Source organism: Stenotrophomonas veracruzanensis, from assembly GCF_032911525.1.
GTDB lineage: Bacteria > Pseudomonadota > Gammaproteobacteria > Xanthomonadales > Xanthomonadaceae > Stenotrophomonas > Stenotrophomonas africana.
This window is the reverse complement of the sequence record NZ_JAWJTI010000003.1, coordinates 266,043-283,354: the sequence shown is the minus strand read 5'-3', so window position 1 is coordinate 283,354 and position 17,312 is coordinate 266,043. Positions and strand designations below refer to the sequence as shown.

Below are 17,312 nucleotides of genomic sequence, written 5' to 3'. Positions count from 1 at the left end.
GTTGGAACTGACCTTGGCTGCTGTGTCTATCCTCGCATGGCGTAGGTCTACCGCAATCCGCTTTGGTGGGTGCCGTCCGTTGGTGGGCACTGATGCCTGGACGCGCGATCATCCACGCATGGCGTGGATCTACCTTGGAAACTCCGACTTCAACTGCATGCGCAGCGTCTCGACAATGGCCGCATAGCGCCGCTTCTGGACCAGATAGCTGGCCAGGAACAGCGGCAGTACCAGCAGCATTGGCGCCACCATCGGGCGCATCGCCACCAGCGGCAACAGCACCAGCGACAGGATCGCCACGAACCAGCTGCACAGGCCGATCACCCGCACCTCGTGCCGTCGCGCGTTGAGCACGACGCGTCCTCGCATTACCGGGAAGTAGCGCAGGCCGAAGCTCGGCGCGAAGCTCTCGCGGAACGCCATGCTGCCGTCGGGTAGCGCATGGAAGGCCAGTTGCAGCCATTTGTCCTGCGGCAGGTCACGTTCCAGGCTGCCCAGCGACAGCCGGGCCTGCATGGCGGGCGACGCTGCGATGCGTTCGTTGAACAGGGTGATGCCCCAGCTGAAATAGCCGGCCACCCAGGCCATCAGCAGGACGGTCTCGATCAACAGTACTGCGATCAGGGCGATGGCCATCGGTCTTCCACGAAAGGGACCGGCGGATCATGCCATGCGCGACGGCCTATCCACGCATGGCGTGGATCTACTTCAGCGCCTCGCCGTCCAACCCCAGGTCCCACGCCAGTCCCAGCAGCTCCTCGTCCGCGCGAGACGGGGCGGGCCGCGCATCCGCCAGCTGCTGCAGCTCGCGGATCTCCTCGCGGGCGACCTCTTCCAGCTGTTGCAGCTGCTCACGCACGCTCGCGTTGCGCGGGCGCTCGGTGTCGGTGAGGGAGGGCAGGGCGCGGATCAGGGTCATGGTGCGTGTACAGGATGCATCCAACGGCGGGTTACAGGCAAAGGCCCCGGACGAACCGGGGCCTTGCGGGCTGCCGGCGACGGCAGCGGACATCAGGGTCAGAACAGCTCGACGGTGCCGGCGCCCATGCTCTGCTGGGCAACAGGCTTGTGCGGCGGGCGTTCCCATTCGCTGCGCAGCTCGCGCAGTCGGTTGCCGGTGCGCTGCAGGGCGGTGGCGATCTCTTCGTCGAACACGCCGCCGTTGCGATGCAGCAGTTCCTGCAGGGCCACCGCTTCGCGGTTGATCGCGGTCAGGCGGTCCAGGTGGGTGTGCACGCCGCCCAGCGCCTGGGTAGCAATGTCCTCGAACTGCAGGGCGCGCACCGCTTCGGCCACGCTGCCATCGATCGAGCGGGCGCACTCGGAGACTTCGCGCATGCCGTCGCCCAGCGAGGCGTTGATCTGCGCGACGTTGTCGAGCATCGCCGCCGCTTCCTGGCGGGCTTCGCGGGAGCGGTCCATATCGCGCGAGGCCATGTGCGAAACCGTCTCGCGCACCTTGGCAATGGCGTCCTTGGAGCTGTGCGCCAGCTTGCGGATCTGCTCGTTGAAGGTGGTCGAGCGCTCGGACAGGTTGCGCACTTCGTCGGCGACCACCGCGAAGCCACGACCGGCTTCACCGGCACGCGCCGCTTCGATTGCAGCGTTCAGGGCCAGCAGGTTGGTCTGGTCGGCGATCGATTTGACGTCTTCCAGCAGCGCGAAGATGCCATCCAGGTGCTGTGCCATCTGATCGATGTGCTGCACGGTGGTGCTGCTCTGGCCGCTCACCTGTTCCAGTGCTTCCACCAGCTGTTCCATGCGGTGGCTGGCATGCTGGGCAAAGCGGGCAACGTCGAGGCCAGCGCTGCCTTCATCGCCGGCGCGGTCGACGATGCGCGACAGGGCCTGGCTCTGCTGGCGCGACTTGCGGTTCATTGCATCGAAGCTGCCGCCGAGGCTGGAGACGGCCTGGCGGATCAGGTCACGGGCGCGTTCCACTTCGCCACGCGAACCGTCGATCTCGTTGCCGACGAAGTTGCGCAGTTCGGTCAGCAGCTGGTCCTGCTCACGCAGGACACGGGCGTGTTCGGGGGAGCGGTGCGCCTGGGCGCGGGTGGTCCACCACGCAAAGCCAAGCCAGCTCAGCGTCATCGTGGTCAGGATCGCCCAGCGCAGGGCGGCCGGCCATTCGAAACCGATGGCGAAGGGGAGCAGCAGGGTCAGAGCCAGGGGGGCGGCCAGACGGATGAAAATGCGTGAGTACATGGACGTTCTCGGGAGGTGCACGGAGGATGTATCGGCCGTACCCCCTTTCTCTTTAACGTCGAAATGCCTCGAAGTGCATTCTGAATGCGCCGGTTTTCCGACGCCTTGGCGGCCTCGGGGTCAGAGCCCTTTCCGTGCCGGAAAGGGATCCGACCTCATGCGGCTCAGGCCAGCTGCCGGTCCACGGCTTCGATCATCGCCTTGCGGCTGAACAGGAAGTCCCAGTAGCTGCCGCCCAGCTGGCGCCACAGCACCGCCGAGCGCACCGCCGCCAGCAGCAGGGCGCGGATCTCGGCCACCACGCCGGCCTGGCCCAGGTAGTGAGGGTTGCCCTGCACCATGACCCGCGGTTTCAGGTGGCTGATGGTGTCGGCGTACAGGCCGCCCAGGTTGGCCAGCACGTCCGGGTGGCCGCTGTCGCCCAGTTCGGTGGCCTGGCGCTGGGCGCGCTCGATGCCCGAGGCGACCTTGTTCACGGTGGCGCCATCCTGAACGAAGCGGCGCTCCAGCTGCAGCACCGACAGGGCCAGCTTGGGCAGGATCGGGTCCTGGCCCTGGCTGCGGAAGTAGTTGTGCAGCAGGCGCAGGCCGGACTTCAGTGCATGGCGGTCACCGAACACCTCCTGCGGCGAGGACGCATCGACGCGGAACACGCTGTCCACGGCGGTGCGCACGGCGGCGGCGTCGGAATGGCCGGTATCGGCGATACGGCGTACCTGCTGCAGGGCCTGGGCAATGCCGGCCAAAGCCAGGACGCGGTCGTCGACAGTGAAACTCATGCAGCGATTACCTCAAAAGGGGAAGGGGTGGTGCGCAGGCGCTGTTCCAGCGGCGCATCGGTGGCGGCGATCACCGCGCCACCCAGGCACACATCACCGTCATACAGCACCAGCGATTGACCAGGGGTAACGGCGCGCTGCGGGCGCGCGAAGGTGACCAGCACGCTGCCATCGTCCAGCACATCGACCGTACACGGCTCGTCGGGTTGGCGGTAGCGGGTCTGGGCGGTGCATTCGAAGCGCCGTGCCGGCGGCGAACCGGCGATCCAGTGCGCGGTTTCCGAGCGCAGGCGCTCGGACAGCATCCACTTGCTGTCACGGTCCTGGTCCACGTACAGCACGTTGCTGGCCACGTCCTTGCCAACCACGTACCACGGCGCGGCCGGGCGGCCACGCACGCCGCCGATGTTCAGGCCCTCGCGCTGGCCCAGGGTGAAATAGAACACACCCGGATGCTCGGCGATCACGCTGCCGTCGGCCGGGTCGAGGATCTGGCCGGGCTTGGCCGGCAGGTAGCGGCCGAGGAATTCACGGAAGTCGCGCTCACCAATGAAGCAGATGCCGGTGGAGTCTTTCTTGGCGTGGGTCGGCAGGCTGACGTCACGCGCGATCCGGCGCAGGTCGGTCTTTTCCAGGTCGCCGATCGGGAACAGGGTCGCCGACAGCTGTTCCTGTCCCAGCTGGTGCAGGAAGTAGCTCTGGTCCTTGGAGCGGTCGGCACCACGCAGCAGCAGCCACTGATGGCCGCGCTGGGTCACCCGCGCGTAGTGGCCGGTGGCGATGCGTTCGGCGCCCAGCTCGCGGGCGGCGTCCAGGAAGTGCTTGAACTTCACTTCGCGGTTGCACAGCACGTCCGGGTTCGGCGTGCGCCCGGCCGCGTACTCGGCCAGGAAGTGCTCGAACACGCCCTGCCAGTATTCGCTGGAGAAATCGCGGAAGTGGAAGGGGATGCCGAGCAGGCCGCAGACGGCCACCGCGTCGCGGCGGTCGTCCTCCGCGCGGCAATCGCCACTGCCGTCGTCGGCCCAGTTCTGCATGAACAGGCCGGCCACGGCTTCGCCCTGCTGTACCAGGCGCCAGGCGGCGACCGAGGAGTCGACGCCACCGGAAACGCCCACCATCACGCGCGGAGTGCTCATGCGACCTCCCGGACCAGGGAAAGTGGGTGGCGCTGGCCACCCAGGTAATCGGCCACCACCTGCCAGACGAGCGGGCTGCGCAGGCGTTCACCGGCGGCCTGCAGTTCGGCCGGGGTCAGCCACAGCGCGCGGTCGATGCCGGTGTCCAGCGGCTGCGCCGGGTTGTGCGATACCGGGCGGGCTGCGTAGCAGAAGCGCAGAAAGGCTGTTCCGTCGCCGGCAGTCCACTGGTAGCAGCCGATGAAGTGGGTCAGCTGCACCGTCCAGCCGGTTTCTTCGCGGGTCTCGCGCAGGGCTGCCTCGGCCAGGCTTTCGCCCGGCTCGAGGTGGCCGGCCGGCTGGTTCAGCACCTGGCGGCCGTCGACGGTCTCTTCAACCAGCAACACGCAGCCGCCGTCGACCACCACCGTGGCGACAGTGGCGTGCGGTGCCCAGCGCGGGTCCGGCGTGGCGTTCAACTCAGAACTCGTCCTTCTTGGTCAGTTCCAGCTCCATCGCATCGGCGGTGCGGATGGCCGCATCGATGGCGTCGCTGAGCTGGTCGGCAGTGGCATCGGCGTCGATCTTGACCACGAACATGGCGGTGGTGTCCTGCTTGACCCAGCCACCCATCTTGGCATCCTGCGAGTCTTCCAGCAGGCGGTTGGCCACGGCTACCGGGAACTGCTTGGTCTTGGCGCTGTAGGCCGGCGACCAGATCTCGCGGATGTTGTGGCTGCCGAAATCTTCCACCGACGAGCGCACATAGACCATCTGGGTGCGGTCACCCTCGACGTCGAACACCATGCGGTAGTCGCCATCCTCGTCGACTTCGTAGGTGTAGCCCAGCTTGTCCAGGTGGCGGGCCACGGCCTTGTCGGCGTCTGCGGCGGCAGCGGAGCCGGCTGCAGCCAGGGCGATCAGCAGAGCGGGGAGAAGGGTCCTTTTCATGAAGATCCTGTGAAACAGTGTTGAGAGAGGGTGCAATTGTGACGGTGGGCGTGCGTGGCGTCCAATCTGCGGCAGGCCGACGCAGGCTTGCCCGTGCCTCTATAATGGGCAGATGCCCCATGAGTCTTCCCCCGATTCCCATCACGAGCACGGCGTTGCCGTGGAGCCCGCGCGCCCGGAAGTGGCGCCGCCGCCGTTCTACCAGGTGATGCTGCTCAACGACGACTACACCCCGATGGATTTCGTGGTGGACGTGCTCCAGCAGTTCTTCAGCATGGACCTGGACAAGGCCACGCAGGTGATGCTGCACGTCCATACTCGTGGCCGCGGCGTATGCGGGGTGTTCACCCGCGAAGTGGCCGAGACCAAGGTGGCCCAGGTCAACGAGTATTCGCGGATGAACCAGCACCCGCTGCTGTGCACGATGGAAAAGGCCTGACCGGCTGCCGATCCTCGTCCGGGTGCATCGACTCCGGACACGGCGTGCCCACGAAGGTGGGCACCTACCAAGGCAGAAACCTGTAGAGCCGTGCCCATGCTCGGCTGCTTTTCGTCCCGGCGCAATGATCCCGGATGGAGTGCGCCCACCAGGCGCGGAGGTCACGCCTGCGCCAACGCCTCCAGCGCCATGCGCGCCACTGCCTCGTCGACCTCGGCGGGGTCGCCGTCGTCCCGGAACCACACCGCTGACAGCCCCGCGCTGGCTGCGATCCAGCGCAGCAGGCGCGTGCGCTCCACGCCTGCCAGCACACTGACTTGTTCCACCCGGGCGGCAAACCGTTCGGGCCGCGTGGCAACGTGGATGCCGGGACCGCAGAGATCCGGGTTGCTGAACATCGTCGTGTAATCAAAGGCACGATCTCCCAGCAGCCGCTTCGGGTCGATCGCCAGCCAGCCGCGCGCGCCGAAATCGAGCACGTTGTCGTGGTGCAGGTCGCCATGCAGCGGCCGGATCTCACGCTCTTCCTGCAGCAAGGCCTCCGCGAGTGATCTGCACTGTTCCAGCAGTGGCGGCAGCGCGGCCCTTGGCTGCAGCAGGTCGGCGAACCATCTACGGAGGCAGACCAGTTCCGCTGGCGGCGCGCTCCGTGGCCGGTGCAGCCGCTGCAGGACCTGGCACAGGATCGTGGTGCAGGCGTCATCGTCACCCCCTATCGAACGTTGCCGCAGCGAGTCGCCACCGGCACGTTCGATCAGGATCGCCGGCCCCTCGTGGGCCAGCAGGCGGGCGGCGCCATCGCCTTCCCACCAGCGCAGCAGGCGATGGCTGTTCTGCTCTTCGGTTTCGCTGCTGATCTTCAGCATGGCCGGCTCTCCGGCGGCGGTCAGCACCGGCCAGAGCTGGGCATGGGGCGTTTCGATGGCCGCGCCATCACGCCGCAATCGCCAGCGGCTCAGGTAGGGTTCGCTCATGCTGGGTGGGCTGTCCTGGGGTGAATGAAGATCAAGCGATTCGCACTGCTAACGCCATCTGAACGCAGCAATCCGCTAGGGTGATGGAAATCGCGTAGTCAGGCCGCATATTGTCCCTATCTGCCGCCGGAGTAATCCATGTTCAGCAAAGACCTCGAACACACCATCGGCCAGTGCTACAAGCGCGCCCGTGAGGCCCGGCATGAGTTCATGACGGTCGAACACCTGCTGTTGGCACTGCTCGACAACCCGTCCGCCCAGGCCGTACTGAAAGCCTGTGGTGCAGACGCCGAACGCCTGCGCCAGGAGCTTGAGCAGGCCATCGAGGCCTCCGTGTCCCGCCTGGCCGAAGATGACGGCCGCGATACCCAGCCGACCCTGGGCTTCCAGCGCGTGCTGCAGCGGGCCGTGTACCACGTGCAGTCCTCGGGCAAGAAGGAGGTCACCGGCGCCAATGTGCTGGTCGCCATCTTCGGCGAAAAGGACTCCCACGCCGTCTATTACCTCAACCAGCAGGACGTCACCCGGCTGGACGTGGTCAATTACCTGTCCCATGGCATTGCCAAGCTGGGCGAAGAAGGCGAGCAGCCGTCCTCGTCCTCCGAGGGCGAAGGCCGCATCGAAGGCGGGGAGGGCGAGCCGAAGGGAGATGCCCTGACCGAGTTCGCCAGCAACCTCAATGAACAGGCCCGGGCCGGTCGCATCGACCCGCTGGTCGGTCGTGCCGACGAGATCGAGCGCACCATCCAGGTCCTGTGCCGCCGCCGCAAGAACAATCCGCTTTACGTGGGCGAGGCCGGCGTGGGCAAGACCGCCATCGCCGAGGGCCTGGCCCGCCGCATCGTCGAGGGCTCGGTGCCTGAGGTACTGGCCGACGCGGTGATCTACTCGCTCGACCTGGGCGCGTTGGTGGCCGGCACCAAGTACCGCGGCGACTTCGAAAAGCGCCTGAAGAGCGTGCTGACCGCGCTGAAGAAGGTGCCCAACGCGGTGCTGTTCATCGACGAGATCCACACCATCATCGGTGCCGGCTCGGCGTCGGGCGGCACCATGGATGCGTCCAACCTGATCAAGCCGGCGCTGGCGTCCGGCGAGCTGCGCTGCATCGGCTCGACCACCTTCCAGGAATACCGTGGCATCTTCGAGAAGGACCGGGCGCTGGCCCGTCGCTTCCAGAAGATCGACATCGTTGAGCCGACCGTCGGCGAGACCTACGAGATCCTGCAGGGCCTGAAGTCCAAATACGAGCTGCACCACGGCGTGACCTATTCCGACGAGGCGCTGCAGGCTGCGGTTGACCTGTCGGTGAAGCACATAGGCGACCGCCTGCTGCCGGACAAGGCCATCGACGTGATCGACGAGGCCGGCGCCCGCCAGCGCCTGCTGCCGGAAGGCCAGCGCAAGGAGCTGATCGACGTCGAGGAAGTGGAGGCGATCGTCGCCAAGATGGCGCGCATTCCCACCAAGCAGGTCAGCGCCACCGACAAGGATGTGCTGCAGCACCTGGAGCGCAACCTGAAGATGGTGATCTTTGGCCAGGACCCGGCCATCGAGACGCTGTCCTCGGCGATCAAGCTGGCCCGTTCGGGCCTGGGCAATCCGGAAAAGCCGATCGGTAACTTCCTGTTTGCCGGTCCGACCGGTGTCGGCAAGACCGAGGTGACCAAGCAGCTGGCACTACAGCTGGGCATTGAGCTGGTCCGCTTCGACATGTCCGAGTACATGGAACCGCATTCGATCAGTCGCCTGATCGGTGCCCCTCCGGGTTACGTCGGCTTCGACCAGGGCGGCCTGCTGACCGAGAAGATCGTCAAGACGCCGCATTGCGTGCTGCTGCTGGACGAGATCGAGAAGGCGCACCCGGACATCTTCAACATCCTGTTGCAGGTGATGGACCGCGGCGTGCTGACCGATACCAACGGTCGTGAAGCCAACTTCAAGAACGTGGTGCTGGTGATGACCACCAATGCCGGCGCGGCGCAGGCCTCGCGGCGTTCGATCGGTTTCACCAAGCAGGACCATGCCACCGACGCAATGGAGACCATCCGTCGCAGCTTCACCCCGGAATTCCGCAACCGCCTCGACGCGGTCGTGCAGTTCCAGGCGCTGGGCTTCGAGCACATCCTGCGCGTGGTCGACAAGTTCCTGATCGAGCTTGAGATGCTGCTGCAGGACAAGCACGTCAGCCTGTCGGCCACGCCGACCGCGCGTGATTGGCTGGCCCACCATGGTTTCGACCCGCTGATGGGTGCCCGCCCGATGGCCCGCGTGATCCAGGACAAGATCAAGCGTCCGCTGGCCGACGAGCTGCTGTTTGGCAAGCTGGTCAACGGTGGCAAGGTCAGCATCGACGTCCGCGACGACGAGCTGGTGGTCGAAACCCAGGCCGAACCAGAGCGCCTGCTGCCGGTGACGGTGGAGTAAGGCGGCGCCGGATCGATTCCGGGTGCGGTTGGAAAACAAGGGCGGCTCCGGCCGCCCTTGTTGCGTATCCGCCCTTCAACGTCCCTGCTGGGCTAGGCGCTTGAAGGTTGCCGCATCGACCGGCTCGATCCAGGTCACGGTGCAGTGGTTGCTGTCGGTCTGCAGGGTGCTGCGAGCATCGCCACAGATCTGCTCGGTCGTGTTGGGTGTGAAGAAGACGTAGCTGGCCGATGCCGCGGCGCCCAGGCAGCGCTTCTGCAGGTGGACCCGATAGTGGTTGTTGCCGTCGCGCAGCAGCACTTCGCGTTCCGTACTGGAGGGGCGGATGTCGCGGCTGGTGCCGAGGGCGATGCACTCGGCCGGGGTGGAGGGTTTGGCGGGTTTGGCGGGTTCGGCGGCGCGCGCCGACAGGGGGAGGCTGGCCAGCAGAACTGCCGGCAGCAGGACGTGCGGGAGCAGGGCGTTCATGATCGGGCGGGGGTGGCGATCCGGACTGGATCGGATCCCACGATGACGCTGTCGCTGCAAATGCGAATCTGCCGCAAGCAGGGCTGACCGACGCCATGGTGAGATCGGTCACGATGACCTTTGGCGCATCAGGCCGCGATTGAACGGAATCCCTGCTGGCGGCCCTGGTCGCCGCCATCCTCGATCACGAATGCGACCGCTTCGTGCGGAATGTGCAAGCGCTGCTTGAGTGTGCTGCCCATGTGCGGGATCTCGCGCTGCACGGCCAGGTACAGTGGGTGCGACGCATCCATGCTGGTACAGACCAGGCAGGGCTGGCCGAACCAGGTGCCGTCCGGGCCCTTGCTGGCGTAGCAACGGCTGGTGACGGACTGGGGATCCAGGACGATCAGGTAGGTCATGCGCGCTGCACCCTGTGTGAAGAACGTGTTGAGTCTAGCTACCCGGCGCGGCGCTGGATTTCAGACAACGACGAAAATGCGCTGCGGGCGAAGTCTGGAACTTTCTTCCGTGCACGACAAAAGGCCAGCAGCGAGGCCGGCCCTGTCGGAGTGGCGCAGTGCGCCGACCGCTTACTTCATGCGGTAGGTGATACGACCCTTGGTCAGGTCGTACGGGGTCATTTCAACCTTGACCCGGTCACCGGTGAGGATGCGGATGTAGTTCTTGCGCATGCGGCCGGAGATGTGGGCGATGATTTCGTGCCCATTTTCCAGACGAACGCGGAAAGTGGTGTTCGGCAGCGTCTCGCTGACGGTGCCCTCGAACTCGATGGAATCGTCTTTCGACATGTAGTCCTGTGCGGTTCAGAAAACGGCCACGCTGGGCCTAAGGCGCGGTATTTTACGCGTGATGGGCCCGGCTTGCAAAGTTTGTGTTAACCCCCGGCCAAACGCCGTGCTGGCAAGCGTCCTACCGCCTGGGTCCAGGGGCCTTCACGGCCGTCACGGTGCACGGCCTCGCGGACGTGCTCCAGAAAGTCCGCGCGCGGCAGGTGTTCGGCGCCCATCCGCAGCAGGTGCGGATTCTCCACCTGGGCATCGATCAGTTCCCAGCCCCAACCACGCAGGGTGGATGCCAGGGCGGCCAGGGCGATCTTGGAGCCGCCGCTGGCGCCACTGAACATGCTCTCGCCGAAGAACATGGCGCCGATCGCGACGCCGTAGATGCCGCCGACCAGCGTCTGCCGATCCCAGACTTCGAAGGAATGGGCGAAGCCGAGATCGTGCAGCTGGCCGTAGGCCTCGACCATCGCCGGGCTGATCCACGTACCGACCTGGCCGGGCCGCGGTGCCGCGGCGCAGGCGCGCATCACACGACTGAAGGCGGTGTCGGCGGTGATCTCCCACGTGCTGCTGCGCAACTGGCGGCGGAAGCGGCTGGACAGATGCACACCCTCGGTGCGGAACACCATGCGCGGGTCCGGCGACCACCACAGGATTGGCTCGCCCTCGCTGAACCACGGAAAGATGCCGCCGGCATAGGCATTGAGCAGACGCACCGGATGCAGGTCGCCGCCCACCGCGAGCAGGCCGTCGGGCTGGCGCAGGGCGGTCTCGGCCGGAGGGAAGGGGGCGTCCGGCGCATCTGCCAGGCGCCAGGGCAGCTGGCGGGTCATGCCGCCATTGTATTCGCCGTGGTGATCGCTGATGTCTGGCACCATCAGCGTCCAATGGCAAGGAGCCCTACGCATGAGTGACGCGATCACCGCCATCCTCGATGTGCACGACACCCCGCGCACGCGCAACGACAGCCAGAGCATGCTGCTGGCGCTGGCCACTGAGCAGCCGGACCAGCTCGGTGCGCTGATGCTGCTGGCCCTCGCCCGGCGTTCGCCCAGTTCGGCCTTTCTCGACATGGCGCTGGATCTGCTGCCCGACGAAGCGGTTGCGCCGGTCTGTGTCGAGGCCTGGCGTCGCTATCGAGATGGCGAGCGCGGCGAGCTGCTGGCCAGCGTGATGGAGTTCGCCAGCTATCAGGCGCCACAGCTGCTGCAGGACGACTGGGAGGCATTGCTGGCGGTCGCCACTGAGGATGAGCTGCAGCTGGCGTCGCAGGTCTGGCGTGGCTTGCCCTCTGCCATTGCCGCACAGTGGGCGCAGATCCTGGCCGAAGCCGATGACGATCGCGAGATGGCGCGAGCCCGGGCGCTGTTGCTTGCAGCCCAGCCGGAGGCCTACGCCGTTGCCCGCGGCTACGCGGTCGACTGGGGGCGGTTGGATGCCGAGGTCTGGGCGCACTGGGCCGGCGTCGCCGACGGACCGCAGCCGCGGCGCCTGCATGGGGAGCGGCCGTTGCACATCCGCTTCGGCCGCGAGCAGCATCGCGCGCAGGTGGCCGAAGAGCCGAGCTGGCGCAAGCGCATCTGGCGCCTGCACCCGACCTGGAATGGTGGGCAGGTGCACCACGCCGGGCAGATGGGAGGGCCGCTGGAAGCGCTGTGTGGCAGCTGCCATGCGCCGTTGCAGCGCCTGCTGCGAACCGATGCTGCCGCGCTGCAGCCGGGCGCGGCGGGTGAGATCACGCTGGGCCTGTGCCTGGACTGCTGCGGTTGGGAAGATCCGCCCGTGCGTTTCTATCGCCACGATGCCGCCGGCCTGCCCAGCTGCCACCCCAGGCAGCGTCTGGAGGTGCCGGCAACGCCGACCGACAGCGGTGATCTGATGCAGGCCGAGGTGGGTCTGGCCGCCATGGACAGTGCGCGCTGGCAGCAGCAGGACTGGGGACAGTCCAATCATCGGCAGAACCTGTCGCGCGTGGGCGGTGCGCCCAGCTGGGTGCAGAGTGCCTGGTATCCGGCGTGCATCGATTGCGGTGAGGAGATGCCCTTCGTGATGCAGCTGGATTCGACGCTGCCGACCACCGGTGGAGGCGCGCTGCTATGGGGCAGTGGCGGCATGCTCTACACGTTCTGGTGTGCGAAGTGCCGGGTGAGTGGGCACTTCTGGCAGTGCACCTGAGCACAGCACCCTCGACATCGCTCTGATAAACGCCAACCTTGATTGGCAGGCCTCATCGCTCTGGTAGGTGCCAACCTTGGTTGGCAGGCCTCATTGCTCTGGTAGGTGCCAACCTTGGTTGGCACGCTTCTCGGTACCGCGCCAGTCGAGCAAGCTCGACTCTACAGATCTACGCGGAACGGCCCATGCCCCTGCAGCTCCTGCTGGTAACGCCGCACATTGCGCCGCTCCTGCCGGCACCAGTCCTGCAGTGCGTCTGCGAAATCCCGATCGGCCACCCAGTGCCGGCTGCGCACCCGCGTCGGCAGGAAGCCGCGCGCCAGCTTGTGCTCGCCCTGTGCACCCGGCTCGAAACGGGTCAGCCCTTCGCGCAGGCAGTATTCGATGCCCTGGTAGTAGCAGGCCTCGAAGTGCAGGCCGGGCAGGGTGGCGCCGCCCCAGTAGCGGCCGTACAGCGTGTCGCCACCGCGCAGGCACAGCGCGCCGGCAATCGGCTCGCCGTCCTGTTCGGCCAGGAACAGCACCAGCCCGCGGCCCAATGAAATGGCCAGATGGCGCAGGAACGCCTCGGTCAGCGCCGGAGCGTTGCCGTACTCGAGGAACGTCTGCAGGTAGAAGCGATACATCGCCTGCAGATCCGCGCGGCTGGCCTCGTCGCCGTGCACCACGCGGAAGCTGATGCCCTGGCGGGTGACCTTGGCCCGTTCCTGGCGGATGTTCTTGCGGTGCTTGTGGTTCATCGCACCGAGGAACTGGTCGAATGTCGCCCAGTCACCGGGGTTATGCCACTGGAACTGCACATCCTCGCGCAGCAGCCAGTCATCGCCGAACAGCGCCTCGTCCACTGCGGTGTGGAAGTTGATATGGGCCGAGGACACGTCCAGCGTTGGCAGCGCCTCGCGCAATGCCGACAGCAACGTGACGCGCTCTGAATCGTGACGGGCCAGCAGCCGCGGGCCGGTGACCGGCGAGTACGGCACCGCGCCCAGCCACTTCGGATAGTAGTCGCGGCCATGACGGGCATACGCGTTGGCCCAGGCATGGTCGAACACGAACTCGCCGTGCGAATTGGTCTTCAGGTAGCCCGGAATGGCGCCGACCAGCGTGTCGCCCTCCCACAGCGTGAAGTGCCGGGGCTGCCAGCCCCAGTCCTCACGCAGGCAGCCATGCTGTTCCAGGCCCGACAGGAAGGCGTGGCTGACGAAAGGATTGCGGCCGTCGTGCAGTGCATCCCAGTCGGCGGCGGCAATGGACTGCAGGGAGTCGAGGAAGCGAGGGGAGGACATGAGGGAAGGATAGGGCAGATGAAACAGAAAGGCCGACGCACTGGCGTCGGCCTTCTATCCGGAGTCGAGCGTGGCTCGACCCTACAGAAGCGGGTCAGCCTCTCAGCTGGCCTTGCCCTGCGCGTCCAGGTAGCGCTCGGCATCCAGCGCCGCCATGCAGCCGAAGCCGGCCGAAGTGATCGCCTGGCGGTAGTGCTGGTCGGCCACGTCGCCGGCGGCGAACACGCCTTCCACCGAGGTCTGGGTGGCATTGCCGCCCAGGCCCGAGCGGATTTCCAGGTAGCCGTTGTTCATTGCCAGCTGGCCGTCGAACAGGGTGGTGTTCGGGTGGTGGCCGATGGCCACGAAGAAGCCGTGGGCGTCGATGTCGCGGGTGCTGCCGTCCAGCGTGGACTTCACGCGCACACCGGTCACGCCGGCGTCGTTGCCCAGCACTTCCTCCACCTGGTGGTGCCAGACGGACTCGATCTTGCCTTCGGCCACCTTCTTGAACAGCTTGTCCTGCATGATCTTCTCCGCCTTCAGGGTGTCGCGGCGGTGGACCAGGTAGACCTTGCGGGCGATGTTGGACAGGTACAGGGCCTCTTCCACGGCGGTGTTGCCGCCACCCACCACGACCACGTCCTGGTCGCGGTAGAAGAAGCCGTCACAGGTGGCGCAGGCGGACACGCCGCGGCCCTTGAACTCGTCTTCGGTCGGGATGCCCAGGTACTTGGCGGTGGCGCCGGTGGAAATGATCAGCGCATCGCAGGTGTACTCGTGGCTGTCGCCGATCAGCTTGAACGGGCGCTGCGACAGGTCGGCGGTGTGGATGTGGTCGAAGATGACCTCGGTCTCGAAGCGCTCGGCATGAGCCTGCATGCGCGCCATCAGGTCCGGGCCCATCAGGCCGTGGGCGTCACCCGGCCAGTTGTCCACCTCGGTGGTGGTCATCAGCTGGCCGCCCTGCTGCAGGCCGGTGATCACGACCGGCTTCAGGTTGGCGCGGGCGGCGTAGACGGCGGCGGTCCAACCGGCCGGGCCGGAACCGAGGATGACGAGGCGCTGGTGGCGGGAGGGCAGGCTGGTGCTCATGTAAACTCGCGAAAAGGTAGATGGGACAAGGCGCTGGCGATATTTGCGCAGCATCCGTGGCAGGTCATAGAGTGGCGGCTGGGGCAGGGCGATTCAAGCCGATGAACAGAACGCCGTCATCCAGCGGTGGTTCCTGCCCTCCGCAGACCCTGTCAGATGTCGCATAACTGAAAACTGACGCCGTCTCATTTATTATCAATCACTAACAGCGCATTCCAAAGGTATGGTCTAAGGTGGCGAAGCAGGTCCCCGAACGCTCCAAGTCCGACGACAGCAAGGCGTCACGTCGCACGGCCGCGGCGGCGACGACCGACAATCCACGCCGCCAGCGCCTCTGGCGCGATCTGGGTCTGATCGCCATCGCGCCGGCCCTGCTGTACCTGGCGGCCAGTCTTTTCACCTATTCAGCGACGGACCCGGGCTGGTCGCACACCGGCAGCGTAGTCGCGCCGGTGCACAACCTCGGCGGCCGCGCCGGGGCCTGGATCGCCGATGTGCTGCTACAGCTGTTCGGCTACATCGCCTTCCTGCTGCCCGTGGTGCTGGGCGCGCTGGCGTGGATCGCCATGTTCGGGCTCAAGCGCGAAAGCAAGGGCGAGAACGACCTGGACCCGGCACTGCGCCTGGTCGGTCTGGTCGGCTTCCTCATCGCCGGTACCGGCTTCCTGCACGTGCGGCTGTTCAGTGGTGATATCTCCAGTGCCGGCGGCATCCTCGGCAAGCTGGTCGGCAATTCGCTCACCGTGGGCTTCGGCGCGCTGGGCGCGAACCTGTTCGTGCTGGTGCTGCTGCTGGCCTCGATCACCCTGGCCACCGGGCTGTCGTGGTTCACGGTGATGGAAAAGATCGGCCGCGGCGTGATGTCGCTGGCGCCGTTGCTGGCGCGCAAGAAGGAAGAAGTCACCGAGTGGCAGCAGACCCGGGTGATGCGCGAGGAGCGCCAGGAAGTGCGCAAGGCCGATGCCGAGGTGCGCGCCAAGCGCGAGCCGGTGAAGATCGAACCGCGCCCGGAACCGGTGATCGAGAAGAGTGACCGGGCCAAGCGCGACACGCAGATCCCGATGTTCCGTGGCGTAAACGGCGACGGCTCGGACCTGCCGCCGCTGGCCCTGCTGGACGACCCCAAGCCGCAGCCGGTGGGCTACGACAAGGAAACCCTGGACGCGCTGTCGCGGCAGATCGAGTTCAAGCTGAAGGACTTCCGCATCGACGCCCAGGTGGTCGGTGCCAACCCCGGCCCGGTCATCACCCGCTTCGAGATCGAGCCCGCGCCGGGCATCAAGGTCAGCCAGATCAGTTCGCTGGACAAGGACATCGCGCGCGGCCTGTCGGTGAAGTCGGTGCGCGTGGTCGACGTGATTCCGGGCAAGTCGGTGATCGGCCTGGAAATTCCCAACGTCACCCGCGAGATGATCTATCTCTCCGAGCTGCTGCGCTCGAAGGAATACGACAAGTCGGCCAGCGTGCTGACCCTGGCGCTGGGCAAGGACATCGCTGGCCGCTCGACCGTGGCCGACCTGGCGCGCATGCCTCACCTGCTGGTGGCCGGTACCACCGGTTCGGGCAAGTCGGTGGCGGTCAACGCGATGGTGCTGAGCCTGCTGTTCAAGGCCTCGCCGAAAGATCTGCGGATGCTGATGATCGACCCGAAGATGCTCGAACTGAGCGTCTACCAGGGCATCCCGCACCTGCTGGCGCCGGTGGTCACCGACATGAAGGAGGCCGCCAACGGCCTGCGCTGGTGCGTGGCCGAGATGGAGCGCCGCTACAAGCTGATGAGCGCGGTGGGCGTGCGCAACCTGGCCGGCTTCAACAAGAAGGTGAAGGAAGCCCAGGATGCCGGGCAGCCACTGATGGACCCGCTGTTCAAGCCGAACCCGGAACTGGGCGAGGCGCCGCGCCCGCTGGAGACGCTGCCGTTCATCGTCATCTTCATCGACGAATTCGCCGACATGATGATGATCGTCGGCAAGAAGGTGGAAGAGCTGATCGCGCGCCTGGCACAGAAGGCACGTGCGGCCGGCATCCACCTGATCCTGGCCACGCAGCGCCCGTCGGTGGACGTGATCACCGGCCTGATCAAGGCCAACATCCCGACCCGCATCGCCTTCCAGGTCAGCTCCAAGATCGACTCGCGCACCATCCTCGACCAGTCCGGCGCGGAAACCCTGCTGGGCCACGGCGACATGCTGTACCTGCCGCCGGGCACCGCCATGCCCGAGCGCGTGCACGGTGCCTTCGTCTCCGACGAGGAAGTGCATCGCGTGGTCGAGCACCTCAAGGCGATGGGCCCGGCCGACTATGTCGACGGCGTGCTGGACGAAGTGCAGACGATGGGCGACGGCGTGGTCGTCGGTGCCACCGGCCTGCCGGAGAACAGCTCTGCCGGCGACGAGTCCGACCCGTTGTACGACGAAGCGCTGCGGGTGGTCACCGAGACCCGCCGCGCCTCGATTTCCGGCGTGCAGCGCCGGCTGAAGATCGGCTACAACCGTGCAGCGCGACTGATCGAGGCCATGGAAGCGGCCGGCGTGGTCAGCTCGCCCGAGCACAACGGCGACCGCACGGTGCTGGCACCGCCGCCGCCGAAGTAAGACCCGACGTATCCCCCACGACGTCCAAGGAACCGAC

18 protein-coding genes are annotated in these 17,312 nt (G+C 66.4%); 4 read left to right on the top strand and 14 right to left on the bottom strand.

What is annotated here, in order from left to right; all coding sequences use genetic code 11:
* Window positions 1–129: 129 nt before the first annotated feature.
* From R1H25_RS04690 to R1H25_RS04660, 7 genes are all read right to left on the bottom strand, one after another.
* Window positions 130–636 (bottom strand): hypothetical protein, encoded by a 507-nt coding sequence (locus R1H25_RS04690; RefSeq protein WP_317222887.1) that lies wholly within the window; start codon window positions 634–636, stop codon window positions 130–132.
* A 67-nt stretch (window positions 637–703) separates the two neighbouring features.
* A complete protein-coding gene (locus R1H25_RS04685; protein WP_049446361.1) occupies window positions 704–919 on the bottom strand; it encodes a hypothetical protein in 216 nt (71 codons plus the stop codon).
* Between the two features lie 98 nt (window positions 920–1,017).
* Window positions 1,018–2,208: a methyl-accepting chemotaxis protein gene (locus tag R1H25_RS04680; protein WP_057501117.1), complete on the bottom strand. Its 1,191-nt coding sequence runs from the start codon at window positions 2,206–2,208 to the stop codon at window positions 1,018–1,020.
* Between the two features lie 164 nt (window positions 2,209–2,372).
* Window positions 2,373–2,987, bottom strand: coding sequence for a high frequency lysogenization protein HflD (gene hflD / locus R1H25_RS04675; protein WP_049446364.1), 615 nt, complete (start codon window positions 2,985–2,987; stop codon window positions 2,373–2,375).
* Window positions 2,984–4,126 (bottom strand): tRNA 2-thiouridine(34) synthase MnmA, encoded by a 1,143-nt coding sequence (gene mnmA / locus R1H25_RS04670; RefSeq protein WP_057501118.1) that lies wholly within the window; start codon window positions 4,124–4,126, stop codon window positions 2,984–2,986. The genes hflD and mnmA overlap by 4 nt, the downstream gene beginning before the upstream one ends.
* Window positions 4,123–4,584, bottom strand: a complete 462-nt coding sequence (locus R1H25_RS04665) for an NUDIX hydrolase (RefSeq protein WP_317222886.1) — start codon at window positions 4,582–4,584, stop codon at window positions 4,123–4,125. Before R1H25_RS04665 ends, mnmA begins: the two co-directional genes overlap by 4 nt.
* A 1-nt stretch (window position 4,585) precedes the next feature.
* Window positions 4,586–5,056: a hypothetical protein gene (locus R1H25_RS04660; protein WP_049446369.1), complete on the bottom strand. Its 471-nt coding sequence runs from the start codon at window positions 5,054–5,056 to the stop codon at window positions 4,586–4,588.
* 112 nt (window positions 5,057–5,168) lie between these two features.
* Here R1H25_RS04660 and clpS point away from each other — a divergent pair, with 112 nt between their 5' ends.
* Complete coding sequence (gene clpS, locus R1H25_RS04655; RefSeq protein ID WP_006444529.1) at window positions 5,169–5,495, top strand: ATP-dependent Clp protease adapter ClpS; 327 nt, start codon at window positions 5,169–5,171, stop codon at window positions 5,493–5,495.
* A 161-nt stretch (window positions 5,496–5,656) separates the two neighbouring features.
* Here clpS and R1H25_RS04650 read toward each other — a convergent pair whose 3' ends face one another.
* Window positions 5,657–6,469 (bottom strand): APH(6) family putative aminoglycoside O-phosphotransferase, encoded by an 813-nt coding sequence (locus tag R1H25_RS04650; RefSeq protein WP_317222885.1) that lies wholly within the window; start codon window positions 6,467–6,469, stop codon window positions 5,657–5,659.
* Window positions 6,470–6,607: 138 nt separating this feature from the next.
* Between R1H25_RS04650 and clpA the strand changes: the two genes are divergently transcribed.
* On the top strand, window positions 6,608–8,893 hold the full coding sequence (gene clpA / locus R1H25_RS04645; protein WP_010485852.1) for an ATP-dependent Clp protease ATP-binding subunit ClpA: 2,286 nt from the start codon (window positions 6,608–6,610) through the stop codon (window positions 8,891–8,893).
* 75 nt (window positions 8,894–8,968) lie between these two features.
* Here the strand turns inward: clpA and R1H25_RS04640 are convergent, their stop codons facing one another.
* From R1H25_RS04640 to aat, 4 genes are all read right to left on the bottom strand, one after another.
* On the bottom strand, window positions 8,969–9,361 hold the full coding sequence (locus tag R1H25_RS04640) for a hypothetical protein (protein WP_049446765.1): 393 nt from the start codon (window positions 9,359–9,361) through the stop codon (window positions 8,969–8,971).
* Between the two features lie 128 nt (window positions 9,362–9,489).
* Window positions 9,490–9,762, bottom strand: a complete 273-nt coding sequence (locus tag R1H25_RS04635) for a hypothetical protein (RefSeq protein ID WP_049399363.1) — start codon at window positions 9,760–9,762, stop codon at window positions 9,490–9,492.
* Between the two features lie 171 nt (window positions 9,763–9,933).
* Window positions 9,934–10,152: a translation initiation factor IF-1 gene (gene infA, locus R1H25_RS04630; protein ID WP_005409596.1), complete on the bottom strand. Its 219-nt coding sequence runs from the start codon at window positions 10,150–10,152 to the stop codon at window positions 9,934–9,936.
* 86 nt (window positions 10,153–10,238) lie between these two features.
* On the bottom strand, window positions 10,239–10,979 hold the full coding sequence (gene aat / locus R1H25_RS04625) for a leucyl/phenylalanyl-tRNA--protein transferase (RefSeq protein WP_317222909.1): 741 nt from the start codon (window positions 10,977–10,979) through the stop codon (window positions 10,239–10,241).
* Window positions 10,980–11,052: 73 nt separating this feature from the next.
* Between aat and R1H25_RS04620 the strand changes: the two genes are divergently transcribed.
* On the top strand, window positions 11,053–12,321 hold the full coding sequence (locus R1H25_RS04620; RefSeq protein ID WP_317222884.1) for a hypothetical protein: 1,269 nt from the start codon (window positions 11,053–11,055) through the stop codon (window positions 12,319–12,321).
* A 161-nt stretch (window positions 12,322–12,482) separates the two neighbouring features.
* Here R1H25_RS04620 and R1H25_RS04615 read toward each other — a convergent pair whose 3' ends face one another.
* Complete coding sequence (locus R1H25_RS04615; RefSeq protein WP_317222883.1) at window positions 12,483–13,607, bottom strand: GNAT family N-acetyltransferase; 1,125 nt, start codon at window positions 13,605–13,607, stop codon at window positions 12,483–12,485.
* 102 nt (window positions 13,608–13,709) lie between these two features.
* Window positions 13,710–14,681: a thioredoxin-disulfide reductase gene (gene trxB / locus R1H25_RS04610; RefSeq protein WP_317222882.1), complete on the bottom strand. Its 972-nt coding sequence runs from the start codon at window positions 14,679–14,681 to the stop codon at window positions 13,710–13,712.
* Window positions 14,682–14,914: 233 nt separating this feature from the next.
* Here trxB and R1H25_RS04605 point away from each other — a divergent pair, with 233 nt between their 5' ends.
* Window positions 14,915–17,275 carry a DNA translocase FtsK gene (locus R1H25_RS04605; protein WP_049449527.1) on the top strand — a complete coding sequence of 787 codons (2,361 nt, stop codon included), beginning with the start codon at window positions 14,915–14,917 and terminating at the stop codon, window positions 17,273–17,275.
* The last annotated feature ends 37 nt before the right edge of the window (window positions 17,276–17,312 follow it).